This window comes from Bacillota bacterium (assembly GCA_018333655.1).
GTDB lineage: Bacteria > Bacillota > UBA994 > UBA994 > UBA994 > BS524.
The window spans coordinates 1-21,556 of sequence record JAGXTJ010000041.1; the positions used below are offsets into that span (position 1 = coordinate 1).

At 53.6% G+C, this 21,556-nt stretch carries 20 protein-coding genes and 5 tRNA genes; 2 read left to right on the plus strand and 23 right to left on the minus strand.

Annotated features, from left to right (window positions below; genetic code table 11):
* From tuf to dinD, 16 genes are all read right to left on the minus strand, one after another.
* Positions 1 to 128 (minus strand): elongation factor Tu (tuf, locus tag KGZ92_07595; protein MBS3889134.1); only part of this gene is annotated, 128 nt, incomplete at its 3' end.
* Positions 129 to 219: 91 nt separating this feature from the next.
* Positions 220 to 1,119, minus strand: coding sequence for a DUF2877 domain-containing protein (locus KGZ92_07600; protein MBS3889135.1), 900 nt, complete (start codon positions 1,117 to 1,119; stop codon positions 220 to 222).
* A 117-nt stretch (positions 1,120 to 1,236) separates the two neighbouring features.
* Positions 1,237 to 1,312: transfer RNA gene (locus tag KGZ92_07605), tRNA-Thr, on the minus strand.
* Positions 1,313 to 1,314: 2 nt separating this feature from the next.
* Positions 1,315 to 1,392, minus strand: a tRNA-Met gene (locus tag KGZ92_07610).
* Between the two features lie 135 nt (positions 1,393 to 1,527).
* A tRNA-Met gene (locus KGZ92_07615) sits at positions 1,528 to 1,605 on the minus strand.
* A 12-nt stretch (positions 1,606 to 1,617) separates the two neighbouring features.
* Positions 1,618 to 1,691 (minus strand) — tRNA-Gly (locus KGZ92_07620).
* Between the two features lie 12 nt (positions 1,692 to 1,703).
* A tRNA-Tyr gene (locus tag KGZ92_07625) sits at positions 1,704 to 1,789 on the minus strand.
* Between the two features lie 78 nt (positions 1,790 to 1,867).
* A complete protein-coding gene (sigH, locus tag KGZ92_07630) occupies positions 1,868 to 2,464 on the minus strand; it encodes an RNA polymerase sporulation sigma factor SigH (protein MBS3889136.1) in 597 nt (198 codons plus the stop codon).
* Between the two features lie 133 nt (positions 2,465 to 2,597).
* The gene (gene rlmB, locus KGZ92_07635) at positions 2,598 to 3,326 is read right to left on the minus strand and encodes a 23S rRNA (guanosine(2251)-2'-O)-methyltransferase RlmB (protein MBS3889137.1); all 729 of its coding nucleotides are present in this window, start codon (positions 3,324 to 3,326) and stop codon (positions 2,598 to 2,600) included.
* A 24-nt stretch (positions 3,327 to 3,350) separates the two neighbouring features.
* A complete protein-coding gene (locus KGZ92_07640) occupies positions 3,351 to 4,019 on the minus strand; it encodes an FAD-dependent thymidylate synthase (protein ID MBS3889138.1) in 669 nt (222 codons plus the stop codon).
* Positions 3,982 to 4,410 carry a ribonuclease III gene (locus KGZ92_07645; protein ID MBS3889139.1) on the minus strand — a complete coding sequence of 143 codons (429 nt, stop codon included), beginning with the start codon at positions 4,408 to 4,410 and terminating at the stop codon, positions 3,982 to 3,984. The genes KGZ92_07640 and KGZ92_07645 overlap by 38 nt, the downstream gene beginning before the upstream one ends.
* On the minus strand, positions 4,407 to 5,795 hold the full coding sequence (gene cysS / locus KGZ92_07650; GenBank protein ID MBS3889140.1) for a cysteine--tRNA ligase: 1,389 nt from the start codon (positions 5,793 to 5,795) through the stop codon (positions 4,407 to 4,409). Before cysS ends, KGZ92_07645 begins: the two co-directional genes overlap by 4 nt.
* Positions 5,796 to 5,838: 43 nt before the next feature.
* Positions 5,839 to 6,978 (minus strand): 2-C-methyl-D-erythritol 4-phosphate cytidylyltransferase, encoded by a 1,140-nt coding sequence (gene ispD / locus KGZ92_07655; GenBank protein MBS3889141.1) that lies wholly within the window; start codon positions 6,976 to 6,978, stop codon positions 5,839 to 5,841.
* Positions 6,979 to 6,986: 8 nt separating this feature from the next.
* On the minus strand, positions 6,987 to 8,054 hold the full coding sequence (locus tag KGZ92_07660; GenBank protein MBS3889142.1) for a TRAM domain-containing protein: 1,068 nt from the start codon (positions 8,052 to 8,054) through the stop codon (positions 6,987 to 6,989).
* A 54-nt stretch (positions 8,055 to 8,108) separates the two neighbouring features.
* Complete coding sequence (locus KGZ92_07665; protein ID MBS3889143.1) at positions 8,109 to 8,585, minus strand: CarD family transcriptional regulator; 477 nt, start codon at positions 8,583 to 8,585, stop codon at positions 8,109 to 8,111.
* Positions 8,586 to 8,754: 169 nt separating this feature from the next.
* Positions 8,755 to 9,609 (minus strand): DNA damage-inducible protein D, encoded by an 855-nt coding sequence (gene dinD / locus KGZ92_07670; protein ID MBS3889144.1) that lies wholly within the window; start codon positions 9,607 to 9,609, stop codon positions 8,755 to 8,757.
* A 563-nt stretch (positions 9,610 to 10,172) separates the two neighbouring features.
* On the opposite strand from dinD, the gene KGZ92_07675 reads away from it, so the two are divergent.
* Entirely contained in the window at positions 10,173 to 11,426 is a 1,254-nt protein-coding gene (locus tag KGZ92_07675; protein ID MBS3889145.1) for a dicarboxylate/amino acid:cation symporter, read from the plus strand.
* Positions 11,427 to 11,543: 117 nt separating this feature from the next.
* Here the strand turns inward: KGZ92_07675 and KGZ92_07680 are convergent, their stop codons facing one another.
* Positions 11,544 to 13,208 carry a flavocytochrome c gene (locus tag KGZ92_07680; protein ID MBS3889146.1) on the minus strand — a complete coding sequence of 555 codons (1,665 nt, stop codon included), beginning with the start codon at positions 13,206 to 13,208 and terminating at the stop codon, positions 11,544 to 11,546.
* A gap of 431 nt (positions 13,209 to 13,639) precedes the next feature.
* Here KGZ92_07680 and KGZ92_07685 point away from each other — a divergent pair, with 431 nt between their 5' ends.
* A complete protein-coding gene (locus tag KGZ92_07685; GenBank protein ID MBS3889147.1) occupies positions 13,640 to 14,032 on the plus strand; it encodes a DUF1573 domain-containing protein in 393 nt (130 codons plus the stop codon).
* 65 nt (positions 14,033 to 14,097) lie between these two features.
* On the opposite strand, the gene pssA is transcribed toward KGZ92_07685, so the two are convergent.
* The 6 genes from pssA to KGZ92_07715 all read right to left on the minus strand — a co-directional run bounded on the left by pssA (position 14,098) and on the right by KGZ92_07715 (position 21,544).
* Positions 14,098 to 14,853, minus strand: a complete 756-nt coding sequence (gene pssA, locus KGZ92_07690) for a CDP-diacylglycerol--serine O-phosphatidyltransferase (protein ID MBS3889148.1) — start codon at positions 14,851 to 14,853, stop codon at positions 14,098 to 14,100.
* Entirely contained in the window at positions 14,846 to 15,484 is a 639-nt protein-coding gene (locus KGZ92_07695; protein ID MBS3889149.1) for a phosphatidylserine decarboxylase, read from the minus strand. Before KGZ92_07695 ends, pssA begins: the two co-directional genes overlap by 8 nt.
* Before the next feature lie 22 nt (positions 15,485 to 15,506).
* Positions 15,507 to 16,571, minus strand: coding sequence for a DNA integrity scanning diadenylate cyclase DisA (gene disA, locus KGZ92_07700; protein ID MBS3889150.1), 1,065 nt, complete (start codon positions 16,569 to 16,571; stop codon positions 15,507 to 15,509).
* A gap of 12 nt (positions 16,572 to 16,583) precedes the next feature.
* On the minus strand, positions 16,584 to 17,945 hold the full coding sequence (gene radA / locus KGZ92_07705) for a DNA repair protein RadA (protein MBS3889151.1): 1,362 nt from the start codon (positions 17,943 to 17,945) through the stop codon (positions 16,584 to 16,586).
* A 108-nt stretch (positions 17,946 to 18,053) separates the two neighbouring features.
* Entirely contained in the window at positions 18,054 to 20,504 is a 2,451-nt protein-coding gene (locus tag KGZ92_07710) for an ATP-dependent Clp protease ATP-binding subunit (protein ID MBS3889152.1), read from the minus strand.
* Positions 20,501 to 21,544, minus strand: a complete 1,044-nt coding sequence (locus tag KGZ92_07715) for a protein arginine kinase (protein MBS3889153.1) — start codon at positions 21,542 to 21,544, stop codon at positions 20,501 to 20,503. Before KGZ92_07715 ends, KGZ92_07710 begins: the two co-directional genes overlap by 4 nt.
* Positions 21,545 to 21,556 lie beyond the last annotated feature (12 nt).

Below are 21,556 nucleotides of genomic sequence, written 5' to 3' on the forward strand. Positions count from 1 at the left end.
TCGGCTCCGCCAGCTGTCGCTATAACGGTGGTGAGGGCTGCCGTTAACGTCGTCTTACCATGATCAATATGACCAATCGTTCCTACGTTTACGTGCGGCTTATTGCGCTCAAACTTCTTTTTACCCAATTATATTCCCCTCCTAATTAGACCAGCGTGCTACTTCATTTTACCAAGCTCTAAGCGTATCGTCAAATGCTGTTTGCGTGGCTCCGACAGCTCACAAATCGCCCAAAAGCGGGCCATGGCCCATGGCAGTGCTAAGCCCTACTAACATGCCGCGGAGCTGGTCAGCGCCTGAGCTCGCCCCTATAGACAGCTGTCTAGCGACAAGCGCGGGTAGCGCATCCTCATGGCCTGCCAAGAGTGCGAGGAGCAAGTCCTCGGCCACGTCTGTAAAATGACCCCTAGCCGCACAGCAGAGCATCCCTTGACTAAAAATCGTGGTCGCGGTGCGTCGTGGCGCGATTAGGCGTTCACAAAGGGCGGTTAAAGACTGATTTTTGTGCTCGCAGCCATGCTGAGCTAGAGTCGCAAAGTGTAGCGCCACCATGAAGCCAGCCAAGGCATCATCCCCGGCAGGCGTCAATCCAGCCCCTAGCCCGAGAAGGCGGTGCGCGTATAACTCGGGCTGGCTACCACTCTTTACGGCCAAGGATAAAGCCCCCAAATTGTGCCGCACACTCTCAGCAAAGGCATCAGAAGTGCTAGAGTGTAAGGTTGCCCTGGCATACCTACCGGCACGGGCAAGCATGGCGGGTAGAAGCTCTTGGCGCAATGTCGGCTGCCCCTTCGTCAGGGCTGGATAGTATGTATTTCCGCCTAATTCAATCTTTACTTCGCCTACGGCGACAGCACCTAGGCGGCAGTGCACTTGCTGTCCAGGCACTATACCTAGTGCCTGCAGCGAGACGCCCTCCGAGCAATCCGTAACGATATTGCTCGGAAAGTTAGGGGTGCCGCGCACCGAGAAGGAAATTAGAGTGCCGTCCGTGCAGAGCACATTAAAGGCGCGCTTAAAGACGCTGTGCACAACCCCCAATGAGGCTTGTGTGTCCGCGCAGAGGACGGCCACCACACTCCCCATGCTCTCGGCCGCAAGCCTTATCATGCCCCTCACGGTTCCCACCTCCTAATTGCACTCCTTGCTTCTTGCTTCTTGCTTCTTGCTTCTTGCTAATCATAACGGCATAACAAAAAACCCTCGAAGCGCAGGCCTCAGGGCATATAAACAGTATGGAGCTGACGACCGGGATTGAACCGGTGACCTCATCCTTACCAAGGATGTGCTCTACCGACTGAGCTACGTCAGCATTGGTAGCGGGGACAGGATTCGAACCTGCGGCCTCCGGGTTATGAGCCCGACGAGCTAACCAGACTGCTCCACCCCGCAATGTAAGCCCACTTCTTGCCTCTTACTTCTTGTTTCTTGCCTCTTGCCTCTTACTTCTTGTTTCTTGCCTCTTGCCTCTTACTTCTTGTCTCTTGCCTCTTGCCTCTTACTTCTTGTTTCTTGCCTCTTGAAATTTGGTAGCGGGGACAGGATTCGAACCTGCGACCTCCGGGTTATGAGCCCGACGAGCTAACCAGACTGCTCCACCCCGCAATGTAAACACGATGGAGCGGGTGATGGGGATCGAACCCACACAGCCAGCTTGGAAGGCTGGAACTCTACCATTGAGCTACACCCGCGAAAAATTCAGATGGTGGAGAGGACTGGATTTGAACCAGTGTAGGCGTAAGCCGGCAGATTTACAGTCTGCTCCCTTTGGCCGCTCGGGCACCTCTCCACTTATGTGGCAACGAACTTCATTATACACCGAAAAAACGCACGCGTCAAGCCAAAAAGATTTTACAAAAAATGTACTTTAGTCTCGCTCCATAAGGTAGCGTTCTACTTTGCGTTTAACCCGTTGTAAGGCATTATCTATGGATTTAACATGGCGATCGAGGTCTTCGGCGATTTCTTGATATGACTTGCCATCAAGATAGAACCGCAAAACTTGGCACTCCAGGCCGCTTAAGAGTTCGCCCATGCGGCTCTCAATGTCGCGAAACTCTTCCTGATGAATCATTAGCTCTTCTGGGTCGGTGATTTTACTGCCAGAGAGAACGTCGAGCAAAGTGCGATCTGATTCTTCATCATAAATAGGTTTATTAAGGGACACATATGAGTTTAGCGGTATATGCTTTTGCCGTGTGGCGGTTTTAATGGCGGTAATAATTTGACGCGTAATACATAACTCGGCAAAGGCCCTAAAGGAAGACAGCTTGTCCGACCTAAAATCACGAATGGCCTTGTAGAGACCAATCATACCCTCCTGGGTGATGTCATCTCGGTCTGCTCCGACCAAGAAGTATGACTTGGCCTTCGCCCGCACAAAGGAGCGGTACTTGTTCATTAGGTACTCTAGCGCATAGGTGCTTCCTTGCTTGGCGCTTTCTACGATATCCTCTTCCGGCATAAATTCTAGAGACACAGTATCACCGACAGAGCACTCCACTAGGCATCGCCTCCACTCCGAGGAACTCTATAAAACAGTTCATGCCTCATTATATATGATGCATTATGTAAAGGTCAACGAAGAAATCAAGGTTTCATGGGCACATGCGGCGTTGCCTTACTAGCTCAAAAAGCACCACTCCGCAAGCCACAGCCACATTTAAGGAGCTTATGGGGCCAAGCATGGGTATGCTTACCAGTTCGTCGCAGCGCTCCTTAAGCAAGCGAGAAATGCCTTCGCCTTCGCTACCAAGAACAACTGCGAGCGGCCCCGACTGCTTAGTTTCGTAAATGACCTTACCGCTGTCCTCTGCTCCGACAACCCAGAAACCGGCCTCTTTTAAGAGCTCGACATGCTGGGCTAGGTTAGCCACCCTGGCCACGGGAAGATGCGCACTCGCGCCCGCCGAGGCCTTAGCCACGGCCGGCGTTAAAGCAACGCTCCGTCGCTTAGGGATAATAACTCCTTGTGCGCCGGCGGCGAGGGCCGTGCGCATAATGGCGCCAAAGTTGTGCGGATCTTCGAGGTGGTCGAGAACAATTAGCAGCGGGTGAGGATGTGCCTTGGCCGCGGCGAGCAAGTCGTCAAAATCGGCATAGTCGTGGGCAGCTAAACGCGCGATGATGCCTTGATGCGGCCGCCCTTCGCTCATTTTGTCGAGAACAGCTTTATCTGTTTCGACCATAATTACCCCTTTGCTCCTAGCCAACTCGACAATATTACGCGCACTGCCGCCGGCACCCTTTTGCAAAAAGAGCTTGTCTATTTCTTTGCCGGACTTGAGCACCTCGAGCACTGGATTGCGACCTTCTACTTGTTCCATACGAACCTCCTAAATTCTTTGGGGCTAAATTCTTTGGGGTGGATTTTGACAACTCATGTCGCCCTCGGTACAGCCGCGCGAGCTCCAGCAGTCTGGTCCCGCGGCACTGAAGACCGCAGGCGCCTGCTTCTTAACGAGGCGGAGCATGGCAAAAGCTAGGGCGCGAATCTCCCACTGGGCACGTGTGCAGCAGCGCAAGTTAAAGAAATTATACAGACTACGAGCATTCATAGTCGCCACTAGCTTAGTGGCACAGGCATTAGGCAGTATGTAGCGCGCGTCCTCCGCGGGCACTAGTGCCAAGAGTTCAGCATAAGTCTGCTGCAGATGCTCCATGGTGGCGTGGTACTTGGCCGTAGCTGCGGCAGATAGAGCGATACTTGGCGGCGTCACAAAAGAAAAGTTGGTAGCCTTAACATAGCGCTGAGACTGCTGGGAATACGAAGCGATACGATGGCGCACCAGCTGGTGCGAGAGGGCGCGACTTACGCCCTCGATGCCAAAGGTGAAGCTGACATGCTCTAGGGGTGACTCATGGCCTAGCGACAAGAGCTTGTCTACCAACTCACGCGCCTTGCCACCCGCTAACTTTTGTCGAATGCCGGCAATATCGAGAGGCGAGTAACAGAGCCTAGCGGCAGCTGCCACCAAGTCATCAGGCGAGGGGGTGTGCTCTAGTAGGGTTACTTTCACTTTTTTCCTCCTCCTGCAAGCCGCGCATGGCAATCAGAATCTCGCGCGCCCTGTCTTCGCGCCCCGTCAGGTAGAGGTAACCTACTAGCCCTTCGATGCCGGTGCTAGAACGATACTCGGCCACAGACGCGCTCTTTGGTACTTGACCTGCTTTTTGATTGCGCGCCCGACGGTAAATTTCTTGCTCCTCGTACGTGAACATGTCTTCGAGCGCATAGTAGCCCTTAGCCTGAAAGGAAGCACGCACAACACGGGCCGTCGCTTCGTGCATTTGGCTCATTTTGCGTGGGCCTTCCTGCATGGTTAAAATACGCATCGCTAACTCATAGTAGGCATCCCCAATGTAAGCCCATGCCGCGGGCGAGTACTCTTCAGGGTCGATTTGCTTCACTGCTTCTTCCACCTTACGCCCTGCGGAGTATCCTCTATCACGACACCCATGGCCGCGAGTTCGGCCCGGTGAGCATCGGCGGCCTTGTAGTCCTTAGCCTGCCGCGCCGCCTGTCTTTTGGCGATAAGCTCATGCACATGGTCTTCAAGCAAGGTGTCTAGAGTTAAGTGTACGCCTAGAACTGCGGCCAGTCGCACCATTACTGCCTGTGTGCTCTCTGCCTCTACCCCGGCTAGTTCTTCACGCGACAGCGCGATATTGGCCTCTTTGGCGATATCAAATATTACGGCCCAAGCCTCGGCGGTATTAAAATCATCCGCTAAGGCTTCTTTAAACTTCTGCTCATAGCCAGTTAGATCCACTACAGGTGCCTGTGCCGTGCTAGGGCGACCTTTAGCCTGTTCGAGAGCCAACAAGGCATTCTCGAGGCGACCGAGCGCGCTAGCGGCACTGTCGATAAGCTCAAGGTCAAAAGACAGGGGCTTGCGGTAGTGGGCACTTTGCAAAAAGAAGCGCAAGAGCTTGCCGTCGTATTTTTCTAAGAGATCTGCGGCCGTGTGGAAGTTGCCGAGCGACTTAGACATTTTGGAGTTGTTGATAACCAAGAACGCGATATGCACCCAGTACTTAACATAGGGCTCGTCCTCGCTCAGTACCTCACTCTGCGCCCGCTCGTTTTCATGGTGGGGGAACATCAGGTCCATGCCGCCGGCATGAATGTCTATATGCCCTCCTAAGATGCTGCGCACCATGACCGAGCACTCAATGTGCCACCCGGGCCGACCTTGCCCCCAGGGGCTGTCCCAGGCAACCTCATGAGGCTTAGCCGCCTTCCACAGGGCAAAGTCCGCCGCAAAATGCTTGCCCTCTCCTAGTTCAACGCGGCTGCCCAAAATTAGGTCGTCTAGTTTCTGATTGCTCAACTGACCGTAGGCTTCGTACTTTTGCACCGCGAAGTAGACGTCGCCCCCTACTTGATAGGCATAGCCATGCTCTACCAGGAGCAATATGTAGTCTATTATGTTCTGAATATGCTCTGTAACCCGCGGGTGGGCATCGGCGTGGCGAATTTCTAGCCTCGCAGCGTCGGCAAAGTAATTGGCAATCTCGCGCTCTACTAACTCTTCGGTCGAGATTCCGGCTTCTTTGGCCCGCTTAATTATCTTATCGTCAACATCCGTAAAGTTCTGTACATACGTTACCTTGTAGCCTAAGTATTCGAGAATGCGGCGCATGGTATCGCCCAAGACAAAAGTGCGGGCATTGCCAATATGGAAGCGGCCATAGACAGTAGGACCGCACAAGTACATGCCCACTTGCCCGCGTACCCGCGGCACAAAACGCTCCTTCCGCCTAGTCAAAGAGTTGTATATCATTAAATCCATACGACACCTACCTTCTGAAATACAATCATTATATAAGGGATGCCTAGGTGGTGCAAGAGACCGTTGCCACGGCGTAACAGGTGGCTCCCTGCCCCTCACCAATATAGCCAAGCCCCTCGTTCGTGGTCGCTTTGATGTTGACACTGTCCACGGCTATACCTAGTGCCTCTGCCATGTTGGCGCGCATAGCGCTCTTAAAGGGCGCTATTTTCGGGCTCTCAAGCAGCAGGGTGATATCGACTTGCTGCGGTCGCGCACCGCGCTCGGTTAGCAGGCATACGACCTGACGCAGCAAGGTAAGGCTGTCGGCACCACGATAGCGCTCCTCGGTATCGGGGAAGTGCTCGCCAATATCCCCGAGCCCCATGGCTCCGAGCAAGGCATCCATCACCGCATGAGCGACTACATCAGCGTCCGAGTGGCCTAGGAGGCCCTCTGCACAGGGGATGCGCACCCCAGCTAGCACCAACTTGCGACCGGCGACGAGGCGATGCGTGTCCATGCCAAAGCCGATGCGGGTCGTCAAGAGGGCCGCGCTAGACCGCCGGTAGTCCTCCACCGTAGTGATTTTCACGTTCTCCCTCTCCCCCTCGACAATGGCCACCTTATGTCCTATGGCCATGACCAAGGCACTGTCATCGGTAGCCTCTGCCCCCGTTTCGGCCGCAAAACTATGGGCGTCTTTTACTAGCTGTAGGTCAAAGCCTTGCGGAGTTTGCACGGCCACTAATTTGTCGCGCCTAAGAGTAGTCTCTACTTGCCCTGCCTCTGCTATGTAAACAGTGTCATTCAGGCTGATGCCTGGCACGGCCGCCCCGCTAGACTTTGTTGCGGCGACCACACGGGCGATGAGGGGCTGACTAACAAATGGGCGCGCTCCGTCATGAATAAGAACGTAGTTAAAGCTTGGGGGAATGGCCTTTAGCCCCTGACACACCGACTCCTGCCGCGTGCGGCCCCCGGCGACGAAAGTGACTTGGTGACTGCCAAGCAGTGTTTGCATGTATTCTTCGCTACCCTGCGGCACGGCAACAAAAATAGAGTGGAGGCCTGCTGCCAAAAAGGCCCCCACACTATGTGCCAAAACGGTCTTTCCAGCCACTTTAAGGGCCAATTTATCGCCTAACTCTTGCATGCGCGTACTACTACCGGCGGCGGTGATCAAGACACAGACGTCGTTCATCACAGAGCCTACTTGATTTTCGCAAAGATCATGCGTCCGGCTGATGTCTGCAGCACACTAGTAACGATCGCGGCCACTGTGTCGCCGATATGCCTCCTGCCTTGCTCAACCACAATCATGGTGCCATCGTCAAGATAGGCCACTCCCTGGCCAAATTCTTTGCCCTCGCGCATAATCTGCACAGACATCTCTTCCCCAGGCATCACCATGGGCTTGAGGGCATTGGCCAAGTCATTGATATTGAGCACTGCTACGCCCTGAACTTCGCAGACTTTATTCAAGTTGTAATCATTAGTAATTATTTTGGCGTTAAGTAACTGTGCTAATCTAACTAATTTGCTGTCTACTTCCGAGATGTCCTCGAAATCGCGGTTCATTATTTCAACGCGCATGGCACTCTCTTTTTGAATATTGTTAAGCACATCTAGCCCACGGCGACCGCGATTACGCCGCAAAAGATCGGCACTATCCGCCACATGCCTAAGTTCCTCAAGTACAAAAGAAGGTACGACGAGTACGCCCTCTAGGAAATTGGTGCGACTGATGTCAAGAATGCGCCCGTCTATAATGGCGCTAGTATCGAGCACCTTGTATGATTGCTTACCTTTGGCCATGTTGCGCTGCCCACCCTTGCCAAGAGAGAAAAGCCCGATAATCTCGTCACTTTTCTTGGTGGCAACGGCTAACCCCACATAGCCGAGCACTAGGTATGAGGCGCCCCGCAAGTACCCACCGACAATCGGCACAATGCTAAGAAGCCCGGTAAGAAGATTAGCGATAACGAGACCCACAACCAGACCCACTGCCCCAATCACGATGTCTTGCACGGGAACACGGTGGAAGTAGCCCTCGGCATACTCAGCTACTGCCTTGCTCAGTTCGATCAATTTCGGGGAAAGTATAAAAAATATGAGTCCACCAACAAAAGCCCCGACAATGTACATTCCTAATTCTAGGAGCAGACTAAAGTTCTGTGCCGTTATGCTTTCTACCACAGACATCAGCGACGACACCAAGCTAAGGGCTAAAATCGCACCTAGCATACAGAGAACAGCGCGAGCTATTTTCATCCCCAAAGAATCATCCCCCTCTCTCCATATTATGACACAAAAAAGGACGCCTGTGACGTCCTAGGAGCATTCTCTTGTAATCAATTCTTGCACCATGGCCTCACTCTTATTCTCAACCAAAATCAACTCACTGATCAGAATTTGGCGAGCCGTCTCTAACATGCGCTTTTCGCCTGTGGAAAGGCCTTTTTGCCGCTCTCGCGCCATTAGGTTACTCACTACGCGCGCCGTTGCCAAGATACAGCCCGTGCGCAGCTTCTCTAGATTGGCACGGTAACGCCGATTCCAGTTGCCGTCCTCCTCAGGATGAGCATCGCGCAAGGCCTCAATGACTTTGGGCACATCGCTTCTGGGCACAATCTGCCGCAAACCCATGTTGTCCACATTGCTCTCGGGGATGTACACCTTCATCTCCCCTAGCGGTATACGCATCACAAAATACTGTTGGCGCTTACCTAGAATCTCTCTCTCTTCAAGAGACTCAATGATCCCAGCCCCATGCATAGGATACACCACTCGATCGCCTATGCAGAACATTGCCCCACCCCCTTTATTCACCATAACATAGCAGGCTAGGCAAGTCAAGAAAACTGGATTATAGCACAGGTCGGGCGACCCTGTCAAACGGAACTTTGGCTACTGTCGTCGGACTGAGATATTGTCACCCTGAAACAAGAGGGGATACATCCTCCTTTATGTTATGGCGCTACGTAGAACCCGGCAATTTGCCTGCTTTATTGGCCAGCTTCTTTTCTTCAGATTTCACACGTCGTTCAAGTTTCTTGATATCTTCGGCAGGTGGCAATTTTTCAGGTCTTATTCCTCTCTTCCCTAACATATCACGGACGCTGGAATTATTCTGAACATGCTCTCTAGTAATACTATCTTCTCCCCGCAGATTGTCCTCGTTGACATTATGATTGGTCATTTCTGTTGCAAGATTTTTTGCTGCTATAGTCAAGGTTGGCAAGAAGTCCGCCAGCGGCCTATTATCCTTGACTCCAAGAAGGCCCTTCATTTCGCTTGTGTTGCTGCCCCCAAACAATGCGCAGTCTCCTTTTGAGCGAATTCGTCCGAAGCCTTCATCATCAACCCCGCGCTCATAAATATTCTGAGATAATTGTTTCTCGGATTCCTTCAACCTTTCTCTGGCATCCATTCGGACAATCAGCTTCATGCGATCTTCAATAAGTTCTTGTTTTCTAGTCTGTAGTGCAAAATAGCTCTGGGCAAAAGCGATCTCTTCTTTTTTCGGATCACCATTCTGCGCTACCAAGTAACAAGCATATCGAGTAAGCATATAATCATCAATGCCTCTTTTTGCACCGCTACCGAGCTCAACCATTTTCGTGACTTCACGAAAATGGTCTGAAGGGTCAATTCCAGTATTTTTGCAGGAGTCCCACGCTCTATCTATGGCTACAATAAAATTCTCCCATCTAACATATCCCAAACATTCCTGCAATTCTCTTGCATACCAGAACTCAATCCCGTTTTCTGAATCTATATTTACTACTTCATCGAATGTCTTATGCAACTTCTCCAAATTTGCGCTAAGCATACATTACCTCCCGCTCGATATAACTGCAATCTACCACTGAGCCAAAATAAGCGCTTTCAATAAGTCGGCCACCTCAAGCTAGCTACCCCTTAAATTATTCAGCTTTCGGTGAAGGACCGTATGTACAATTCGCAATGGCCCCTGAAACACTCATATCCGTAGCGCCAACTTACCTATCCGCAGCTTTAGAGTGCAGTAACTCACAATCCTTAAACAAATGTGATTGCTATCCAACAAGCCCTCTTCTCAAAACATCCCATAGGCATTCGGGCTCCTAGGGTCTGTTAGACTTTCATCGCTCATATACACAACATACCAAACGTGTGTTCTAAATGCAATATACACACACGCATGTGAGGGTCTCACGCCTCTTGTTCACCAGCAACTCCCCCGTTGTGACAAATTAGCTTCGTTATAGCGCCTAGCACACCCGAATATATTTTCTATAACTCTTTGGACGCGTCTGATAATTCGCACATAATCTCGGCAGGATTACGCTATGGCGCGACGAATACTCCATCAACTGCACCTGCAGGGTGCGTTAGGAAAAGGAGGATTGTTCAGTGAAAATTGCTAACCGCATTCTCTATGGTCTCATCGCTGGCATCATCATCGGATTATTGCTGCACACGGTAAGCGAAACTGCCTTCGCTAGGAGCCTCATGACATACCTCATTGCTCCAGTCGGCGACGCGTTTATTCGCGCCATTCGTATGTTGGTTGTGCCATTAGTGCTTGCTAGTTTGGTCATCGGCACTGCCAGCCTCGGCGACCTCAAGAAGGTCGGGCGTATTGGCGGTAAGATCATGTCGTTTTACCTAGTTACCACCGCCATTGCCATCCTCATCGGCCTAGCCCTGACACTCATCTTCCAGCCAGGGCTCCACGCGGATGTGGCGAAGACTGGGGAATTTAAGGCGGCAGTTGCACCACCGATCATGACAACCCTCATCGAGATGATCCCCACCAATCCCATCGATTCATTAGCCCGTGGAGCAATGCTGCAAATCATTGTGTTTGCGGTGCTCCTGGGTATAGGCATCGCCGCAGTCGGCGACGTCGCCAAGCCCCTCCTGAAAGTTTTTGAGGGTCTCAACGATGTGATGCTGTGGCTGACTACTTTAGTAATGCAGATTGCCCCCTACGGCGTCGCAGCCTTAATTGCGCGCACAGTTATTAACGTAGGCCCCGCCATATTGATTAGTCTGGCTATGTTTATCTTAGTCATCTACCTTGGCTTTATTATCCACCTAGTAGTAGTTTACGGCGGCATCGCTAAATTCTTTGGTGGAGTTAGCCTGATCGAGCTGATTAGGCGAGTTTCGCCCGCTATGCTGCTCGCCTTTACCACGGCTTCCTCTGCGGCCACCCTTCCTGTTACTCTAATGTGCTCGGAGAAGAACCTCGGTATCAAGAAAGAAATTGGCGCATTCACCCTTCCACTTGGCGCTACCGTCAACATGGACGGTACCGCTCTCTACCAAGGTGTTTCCGTGGTTTTCCTCGCACAGCTCCTCGGCATTGATCTCACGATCAACCAGATGCTCACCGTTATTGTATCAGCCACACTTGCGTCCATCGGCACTGCGGGCGTACCTGGGGCTGGCATGATTATGTTAGCCATGGTACTCGAATCTGTGGGCATGCCTGTCAGCGCGATTGGCATCATCATGGGCGTGGACCGCATCGTGGATATGGGTCGCACCACCATGAACGTCACAGGCGACCTCGCCTGCACCCTAGCCGTGGCTCGCAGCGAAAATGCTGTCGATCTGCCTACTCGCCTACATATCTCTACGGGCGGCAAAGCAGTATAGTCCGAGTGGTCACTCGCGTGTATTGATCTAAAGAGAGCGGGCAAGGCCCGCTCTCTTTTCGTCGCTCTTTCACCCATTAGAACAACCACTTTTCATGATAAAGCAGTCTTCTCTCCCTTACCGCCGTGCGGCTGCAGCGTTCCGGCCCGCGATGCGGCCAAAGACGATAGTGTCTGGAAGAGCATTGCCACCAAGACGATTGCTCCCGTGAATGCCACCGGTAACTTCCCCCGCGGCGAATAGTCCGGCTATTGGCTGGCCATTCTGATTGATAACCTCCGCGCGGGCGTTTATCTCAATACCGCCCATGGTGTGGTGGACCGTTGGCGCTCGCGAAGCCGCATAAAACGGGGCGGTGTCGATCTTGTCACCGAACAATGTTCGGCCGAAAGCGTCCCCTCCTTTACGATCCACCGCAGCATTGAACTCCGCGACTGTCTGTACAAGATTAGCGGGGTTCACCCCTATCAACCTAGCTAGTTCCTCCAGTGAATCTGCCCTGAAGGCCCTGCCCTGCGTCACAAGCGTGTCTATGGTTTCATCAAAGTTATTTCTGGTATCCCCGGTCGGATAGCTGTCACGATCTACAACTTCCCACAAGATGGCATCCCTCTGCTGCATCAAGGCCATGGTCATCACATCGCGCCGGGCACCCTCGTTGACAAAGCGCTGCCCTTCTTTGTTGACATAAATCGTGGTGTCAACACTTCGCCCAATTGAACCCGCGAGGCTACCGCTTCTGGGATCGCCGAGAGGCAGCAGTTGAATCTGCTCAAGCCCTACCACTCGCGCCCCAACCACTTCCGCCATACGAATACCATCCCCAGTAGCTCCGGGATGATTGGTTGTCTTAATGCTGGTCAGGGTCGGCCAAACGGTGTTGACTTTATCGCGCATCTCAACATTGGCCCCAAACCCGCCTGTAGCAATGATTACGGCATTGTTGGCTCTAACCGTCAAGGGCCCAGCTGCGGTAGTTGTTTTGACCCCCACGACTCTGCCGCCCTCTAGAATTAGCTCAGTAGCTGTAGTTTCTAGCAGGACTTCAATACCCTCTTCTCTTTCAATGTAAGCGCCTAGGGTGTCTATGAAGCCAGTCCCTAGTGGCATTTCCGGCCTGATCGCCCGCGCCCACATGCCGCCGGGCACAGTGAAGACCCTTTCCTGGAATTTCATGCCTAGCTCTTCTAGCCACTTAACGGCTCCAGCAGCGTTTTCAACCAAAATCCTGATCAACTCGGGATTGCCGCGCCGATCGCCGCCCTCATATGTTTGCGTAAAGTGTCTTTCTACGGAATCTTCTATTCCTTGGGCCTTCTGTCGTCTTTCTTCGACAGCATTAAAAGCACCGCCAGATATAATGGTATTACCACCGATACGAGGCATTTTCTCTAGCACAATCACTGTCGCTCCATTTTGGTGAGCTTCGACGGCTGCGGCTAAGCCAGCGCCACCACCGCCTATAACCACCACGTCAGCGCGTCTTTCCGTAAGTTGGCCTTGCGGCGGAGGACCCGCTGCCGGACGCGTCTGTAATAGTGCGAGGTTACCCCCTGCCTTCGTCAAGGCATCGGTAATGGCGGTGAGCAGACCCCTACTCGTTACCGTAGCACCTGCAACCGCATCAACGGCGACGGTCTGCCCAGCGACTACGGCCGCGGGGATTCGCAGAAGGGCGACATCAGCGATAAGAGGGCTTTCTCTGTGTTCAACCACACGGATACTCTTAATAGCCGTTCTGTCGACCACGACTTCGACTCGGATGTCTGCATTAAAACCCATGGCGGAGGCTTCGTAAGTTCCGGCAGTGAAGGTCAACCCCGCTTCGCGGGGCCACAACAATACAGCAGCCACGACCACAACCAACAACAGCCCCACTAGCAAATACTTTGATGTGACATTTTTCACTAATTTACCGCCCCTTCATCCTATATTTTGCCGTAGTTGCTTCCAACGGACAATTTCAATTGCCCGCCTTTGCCATATTTATGACGAAAATCCCCCAATAAGTGCATACTACCACAGATAAATATATAAAGTAAAGCGAAACAGAGTTCATTTATGAGAAAAGTGTTTATATTTCCTACAAAATGACACAGGGTCGGCGGAGACGGGCCCGCTGGCACCGATACTGCATGCCAGGCGGGAGTTTGACATCTATCTTGGCGTGTAGGATAATCTAAACAGCTACATTGATAACAGAGGTGATAGCCTTGGAAGATTTCTGCACGGCCTTTCAGCAGACGGTTAGCGCTAACTTAGTACGACATCGCAGCATTCTCGACGCGATAACTAAGTTTCAAGAATCTGGAGCACGGGTTAACCGAGCGGTGGCTAAAGCGGCAACAGCCTGCGGGTGCATCGAAATTGGTGTACTAAAACAACCTATGCCCGAAAGCATGCTTTTGTCGGATTTTAAAGACAGTGCTTCAAGCCACATTTGTGGCGAGCTTTGTGAGCATTGTCGCGAAATCATTGAGGAGGAACTTGGCAACAACCTTTTTTACCTAACCGCGATGTGCGAGCTCTTGGGGCTCAACCTGCATGACATTGTGCAAAAAGAAAATAACCGAGTTTCGACACTCGGCTACTTTAAGCTAGGCTAGACTACTTCGCTCTGGCGAACCCAAACAACAAAGACTGCCGCAGGCTACCCTACAAGGTAGCCTGTTTACTTTTTCTGGCGCGCTTTCTTCTCTTGGCGGCGCTTCAGCCGCAGAGCCTTTTGCTTCTCATAGCGAATTCTCCACTGAGCAGGTAGGCGGCGCCACAAAGCCCCGTGCCACCCTAAGCCGAACAAGGCGTAGAGCACTAAGGGGATGAAGATCAGGCGACGCGCAAACCAGAGCACAATGACGCTCGCTAAGATAGCCACTACTAAGAGCGCCCCACTGTGGGGCAGGGAAACTTTTTTAAAGTCTGGGTAAGGAATGCGGCTCACCATTAGCGCCGCGAGAGCCAGGTAGGCCGCGGGCAGTAGCCACGCGGGAATGGTCCCGGCATAGAGGGTCGCCGTTGCCGAAATGCCCCCGGCGGCAGTTATAGGTAACCCCGTAAAATGCCCCTGCAGCGGTGCAGACTGGGTGTTAAAGCGCGCTAAGCGAATGGCCCCGCAGGACACATAGAGCGCAGCAGCGACATGCGCTAAGGCGTCATTTGGCTGCAGGTAGATAAGCAGGACGGCAGGGGCCACGCCAAAGGTGATGACATCCGCCAAGGAGTCTAAATCCCTGCCAAAGCTGCTCGTAACGTCTAGCAGGCGAGCTAGGCGCCCGTCCAGACCATCGAGAAACATGCCGAGAATGATGACGAAAGAGGCATTGCGCCAGTGAAGCCCCGAGATAACTAGCACTATGGCTAAGAGACCCAAGTACAAATTGCCCAGCGTGAAGGCTGATGGCAAGTAACGTCTCACCCGACTAGGCACGTTTAATCACCCCAATTACCGTTTCTCCACCCACCACTTTGTCGCCCACGCGCACCGTACAATTCGCCTCGCGGGGCATAAATACTTGCATGGACGAGCCAAATTTCATGACGCCAAACTTCGCTCCTCGTTCTATCTTATCGCCCACCTTAACCCAGCATACCACCCGCCGCGCCACCACACCTACAATCTGCACTAATAGACACTGTGTGTCTGCACCTTTGATAGCCACATAGTTGCGCTCATTCACTGCCGGCGCATCTACTAAGTAGGCCGGGCGAAAGAGCCCCGGCTGGTGAGCCACCTTGGTAACTTCGCCGGCAATAGGGGAACGGTTAACGTGGACATCGAGGGGGCTGAGAAAGATAGTGACTAGCTTGGCCGGGGCGGCGAAAAGATACGGCTCGTTTACTTCTGCCACCACCATAACCCTGCCATCGGCAGGCGAGAGGAAAGTAGTTTCGTTTTCTATTTCTAGGGGATGAGTGCGCTGAGGGTCGCGAAAAAAATAAGCTAAGAATATTACCAAGGCCAGCGGGATTAAGACTAGCAAAGGATGTATCAAGTAAGCCCCTAGGGCCAGCACCGCCAAAATTAAGAGGTAAGTGCGCCCTTCTTGTAACAATAACAAAGTTAAGCCCCCCTAATTCTAGCTAGTGTCGGTAGCTCAGCACTTGCTCCTTGAGCCTTTCTAGGCCGTTTTTAATGGCCCTCGCCCTAATTTCTCCGATGCCCTCTACCTCGTCAAGCTCCTCCAGCGAGGCGCTCAGAATGCCCTGAAAGTCGCCAAAAGCCGCAACTAGATTGTCCACAATGCTTTCGGGCAGCCTCTGTATTTTGCTGAGCAAGCGATAGCCTGCAGGTGTAATCGCTTGGTCGAGAGCATTTAAGCTGCCGCCATGCCCTAGCACGCGGCCAATGTGTAGCGGGTTCAGCAATTCGTCTACGCTGAGGGCGGCCAGTTGAGCGCGAATCTCGGGCAGGCTCCGCGGTTCGCCCGCCTGCAAGTAATCTCGGATCAAAAGATTGGTCTCGTCCTCCACGTCATGCGACAACTCGATGAGCTGCATGCGAATAAGACGCCCCTCCGAGCCCATTTCGACAAGGTAGCGACGCACCTCGCTAGCACCACGCAGCACCATCTCGGCACGGTGCACAGCTGTAACCACATCGTACAGCGTCAGACTGTTACGAAACTCTTGCAGTGACAGCTCCGCTAACATCTTGTCTAGACCAGTTTTGTACTTTTCTAGCGTACTGATGGCCTGGTTAGCCTTGGCTGTAAGTTCGTGAAACTCGCGCAGTATGTACTTAATGGACCCTCTATAAAGGGTAATGATTGACCGGCGCTGCGAGATAGCGACTACGACTTCACCTGTCTGCTTGGCTGCGCGCTCGGCGGTGCGGTGCCTTATGCCTGTCTCAGACGAGGGAATGGTGGCATCGGGTACTAACTCGGCGTTAGCATAGAGAATGCGTTTTGCATCCTTGTTGAGGATAATAGCACCATCCATCTTGGCCAACTCATAGAGCGAAGTCGGAGAAAACTCGCAGTCTAGGGCAAAACCGCCATCGACGATAGACATCACCTGGGGCGAGTCACCCATAACGATGAGCGCGCCTGTTTTGGCCCGCAGAACATTGTCTAGGCCCTCCCTGAGCAGGGTGCCCGGAGCTAAGATGCGCAGGGCGCTTAACAGCTTTTCGTTATCAGACAAAGTGGCACCTCCTTATATATTCCAAATCGTGTGCAGGGCCTCTGCTAAATGCTCGACTGGGTGGATGACAATGGTACCCCCTAAGTTGGCGAGCTCTTTTCTATGGCGTGCCGGCACGATCAGCTCTTTAAAGCCTAGCTTGGCCACCTCTGCCGCGCGCGCTTCGACGCGGCTCACGCCGCGTATTTCACCAGTCAGACCCACCTCGCCTAGGACGGCTAGCTGCCTGTTGATACGGGTGTTGCGCAAGCTCGACGCTAGGCAGACGGCGATGGCCAAATCTGCGGCGGGGTCACTTACTTTCATGCCCCCCACGGCGTTCACATAGCTATCCTGATGAGAGATATCAAAGCCTGCCCGCCGCTCGAGAACTGCTAAAATCATGGCCACGCGGTTACTTTCCACCCCAGAGGTGGTGCGGCGAGGGCTGCCGAAATTTGCCGGGCTCAGGAGCGCCTGCAGCTCTACCAGTAACGGGCGCGTGCCCTCAAGAATGGGCACTACCACCGAACCAGCGACGTCTACCGGTCGCTCGGTTAAGAGCAGCTCTGAGGGGTTCTTGACATCGGCTAGGCCCCGGCTCCCCATCTGAAACACGCCCACCTCGTTGGTGGAACCGAAACGATTTTTCACTGCGCGGAGCAAACGAAAGGCCAGGTGGCGCTCTCCCTCAAAATACAGCACCGCGTCAACCATGTGCTCAAGCACCCGCGGGCCAGCGATTGCGCCTTCTTTGGTGACATGGCCGACGAGAAAGATACTAACTTCTGTTTCTTTGGCGAACCTGATCAGATGAGCGGCAGAGTCGCGCACTTGCCCGAGCGAGCCTGGCGCTGCGGGCATGGCCTCGCTCTGCATAGTCTGAATGGAGTCTACTACCACCATGGCCGGCCCCGCCGCACGCAGCAGCTCTATGAGCCTGCCTACATCTGTTTCGGTAGTTACCAGTAGCTCCCCCGCCTTAATGTCAAGTCGCTCCGCGCGTAGGCGCAGCTGCTCTAGCGACTCTTCTCCCGAGGCGTAGACGACTTTTTTTCCCTGGAGCACTAAGGCATGGGCCGTCTGCAGCATGAGCGTCGACTTGCCGATGCCTGGGTCGCCGCCCACTAGGACTACCGACCCAGGCACTAGGCCCCCGCCTAAGACTAGGTCAAGTTCTTGCGAGCTGGTGGACATCCGTGCCTTGTTGTCGGCTTTAACCTCGCCTAAGGCGACCAGGGCATTGACAACGACCCGAGCCCGAGCCTGACCGCTTTTCTTGGTTACCAGGCCTTCGGCCATGGAGTTCCACGCACTGCATCCCGGGCACTTGCCCACCCATTTCAGGCTTTCTTGGCCGCACTCTGTACAAAAAAACCGCGTCTTATCTCCCAATGGCACACCGCCTAAGCCCAAGGATTCGTAGTTTCACCTATTATAACATGCCCTCCCTTCTAGGCGTAAAAAACAAGGCCAGAAGCATTGCTCCTGGCCTTAAAACTGCTACCCCTTGGCGAATACCAAGGCGTTATCGCGCACGGAAATGTGAATACTGTCGCCCTCGCTAAACTCACCACCTAGGAGCCGCTCCGACAACTCGTCCTCCACCTGCTGCTGCAGGGCCCGCCGCAGCGGCCTGGCCCCTAGCAAGGGGTCAAAGCCAACCTCGGCTAAGAAATCGTGGGCATCGTCACCAAAGCTCACCTGTAAGCCGGCCTCACAAAGCCGCAGCGCTAAGTCTTTAAGCATGATCGCCACTATTTTTCTAATTTCGGCTTTTTCAAGCTGATGGAAGACAATAATGTCATCGATGCGGTTAAGAAACTCTGGGCGCACGGCCTTCTTAAGCTCGTGCAGGACACGCTCACGCATCGACTCATAAGCGCCCTGGCTCTCTCTAGCGGGGTGGCGCCCGCCAAAACCGACGGCGTCCCCTTTGCGAATGATCTCCGCTCCCACATTCGAGGTCATAATGATGATGGTATTGCGGAAGTTGACAGTGCGCCCTTTAGAGTCAGTCAGCCGACCGTCTTCGAGCACTTGCAGCAGGATGTTAAAGACTTCAGCATGCGCTTTTTCCATTTCGTCAAAGAGCAAAACACCATAGGGCTTGCGGCGCACCGCCTCGGTAAGCTGCCCCCCTTCGTCATAGCCGACATAGCCAGGCGGCGAACCGACTAGTCGCGACACGGTGTGGCGTTCGCTGTATTCAGACATATCAATGCGTGTCACCGCATTCTCATCGCCAAACATGGCGAGGGCAAGCGTCTTGGCTAGCTCTGTCTTGCCCACACCAGTGGGGCCCAGAAAGTAAAACGAGCCAATGGGTCGCTTAGGGTCCTTAAGCCCTACCCGCGCACGCCTAAGAGCGCGCGACACAGCACGCACAGCTTGCTCTTGCCCGATGACGCGTTCGTGCAGTATGCTCTCTAGTTTGAGCAAGCGCTCTGTCTCTTCTTCTTTTAATTTACTTACGGGTATCCCCGTCCACGAGGCCACTATATGCGCTACGTCTTCCGGCGTTACTTCCGCCTCGCTTCGCATGCGCTCTCTTTCCCAGGCCTGCCTCATCTCTTCTAGTTGGTCGCGCAGGAGTTTTTCTTTGTCTCTTAGTGCGGCTGCTCGCTCATACTCTTGGTTAGTGGCGGCGGCCGCTTTCTCGTTTTTTAAGGCGAGAAGTGCTTCTTCTACTTCTTTGAGATTGGGGGGTGCGGTAAAATTCTGCAGCCGCACGCGGCTACTAGCTTCATCGATAAGATCAATGGCCTTGTCTGGCAAGAAGCGGTCGGCAATGTAGCGGTCCGATAGCTTGACTGCTGCTTCGATGGTTTCATCGGTTATTTTCACCCGGTGGTGCGCCTCGTAACGATCTCTGAGGCCCTTAAGAATCTCGATGGCATCAGCCGAACTGGGAGCATCGACCATCACCGGTTGAAAGCGCCTCTCTAGGGCCGAGTCTTTCTCCACATACTGGCGAAACTCATCTAGGGTTGTCGCGCCTACGCATTGCAACTCGCCTCGCGACAGGGCCGGCTTTAAAATATTGCTGGCGTCAAGCGCGCCCTCGGCCCCACCTGCCCCAATGATGGTGTGCATTTCGTCAATGAACAAGACAATATTGGCTGTCTCGCGTATTTCTGCCACCAGCTTGTTAAGGCGTTCCTCAAATTCGCCGCGGTACTTAGTCCCCGCAACTAGCGACGCCATATCAAGGGCGATAACTCTTTTGTCGCGCAGGGTTTCAGGCACTAGGCCCTGAATAATATTTTGCGCCAAACCCTCCACGATGGCGGTCTTGCCCACCCCTGGCTCACCGATGAGTACGGGGTTGTTCTTGGTGCGCCGCGAGAGAATCTGCACTACGCGCTCCATCTCTTTGGCCCGGCCAATTACGGGGTCTAGCCTCCCCTCACGCGCCATCGCCGTGAAATCTCGCCCGTGCGCATCTAAGGTTGGCGTCTTGCTCTTGTGCTTTTTGGGCTTTTCGTGGCCCTCGCCGCTCGGTTTATCCGCCTGAGGCTCGGGCATGGCTTCTTCGCCAGAGGCAAAGACCTCGCGCATGCTGTCGACATCTATTCCGAGGCCAGCTAAGATCGCTGCCCCCACTCCCTCACCCTCTTGCAAAAGACCAATGAGGATGTGGGCGACATCAATGGCGCTGAGATTTTGCCGGCGTGCCTCAGCAAAAGCTAGCTCGAGCACCTTTTTAACCCTAGCCGAGGCGCCTTGCACCGCGCTGTGATTCCCCTCGGGTACGAGCTGCGTCAAAAGCTCCCGCACGCGCTCCTTGGTTAAACCTAAGTTGTGTAAAGCCTCGGCGCGCTCGCCGCGCATGGTCATTACTACTCCTAGCAGCAAATGTTCGGTACCGATAATAGGGTGTTTGAGTTCTCGCGCGCTCTCTTCGGCGGCGGCGAGCACCTGCTGCGCCTCCGGCATTAATGGAAACATCATTTTTTCTCCCTCCTTAAGACCTCTAAGAGCCTGCTACGTACCGCTTCGGCACGTTTCACATCTCGTTCTAAGGCATGTAGCTCTTGCTTATGTGTGGACTGCAAAACTCCGGGCTGTATCAGTACCAGTAGCTCCGACAAGAGCGACAGGGGCAGTGACAGGAGCCCCGCCGAAACTCCAAGCCGCAGCTCCGACAACAGGGTCATGGCCTCGCTGCTGTCAAGCATTCTGGCGTTAGTCAGTATACCTAGCGCACGAAAGACGCGGTCTTCAATTTTGGGGCGATTCGCGGCCAGCATCTTCTTCTGGAGCGCTTGTTCCTGCCCCACAATCTGCAGAGTCACCGCCTTTAGGTTGCGCACTACTTCCTCTTCGCTGACTCCACTGGTGACCTGATTAGAAATTTGAAAGATATGGCCCCTCGCCTCGGTACCCTCGCCATAAAGGCCTCTAGCCATAAGACCAAACTGCCCAATGGCCATCAGCACCCGGCCAATCTGCCCCGACTCCACTAGTGCAGGCAAGTGCAGCATCACCGAGGCTCGCATGCCCGTGCCCACATTGGTGGGGCAGGCCGTAAGGTAGCCATACTGCTCATGAAAGGCAAAATCTAACTCACTTTCTAGCAGGTCATCGCAGCGGCTCGCCCCCTGCCAGGCCGTATCTAAGTCTAAGCCGCCTAGCACGCACTGAATACGCAGGTGGTCTTCTTCATTTAGCATCACCGACAGCCCGCTCTCCGGCGAGAGCGCCACGGCACCCTCGCGTTGATTGGCTAAGTCGTAACTGATGAGGTGCTCTTCGACTAAGGCTAGCCGCTCATTCTGCGGCAGCTCAGCCATGCGCAGCACCTGGTAGTTGTCGCGAGAGGGTTGTCTCAGGACTCTTTCGATGCGCGCTAAAACTTCGCGCTGAGCTTCCTGGCTCATGGTCCCCGGAAAGGGCAGGTCCTTAAGATTACGCGCTAGGCGCACGCGGCTAGATATAACAATGGGGCCGTAGGGCATCTCTCCTGTGGCCCATTTGGCGCGGTACTCCATCTTACTTACCTC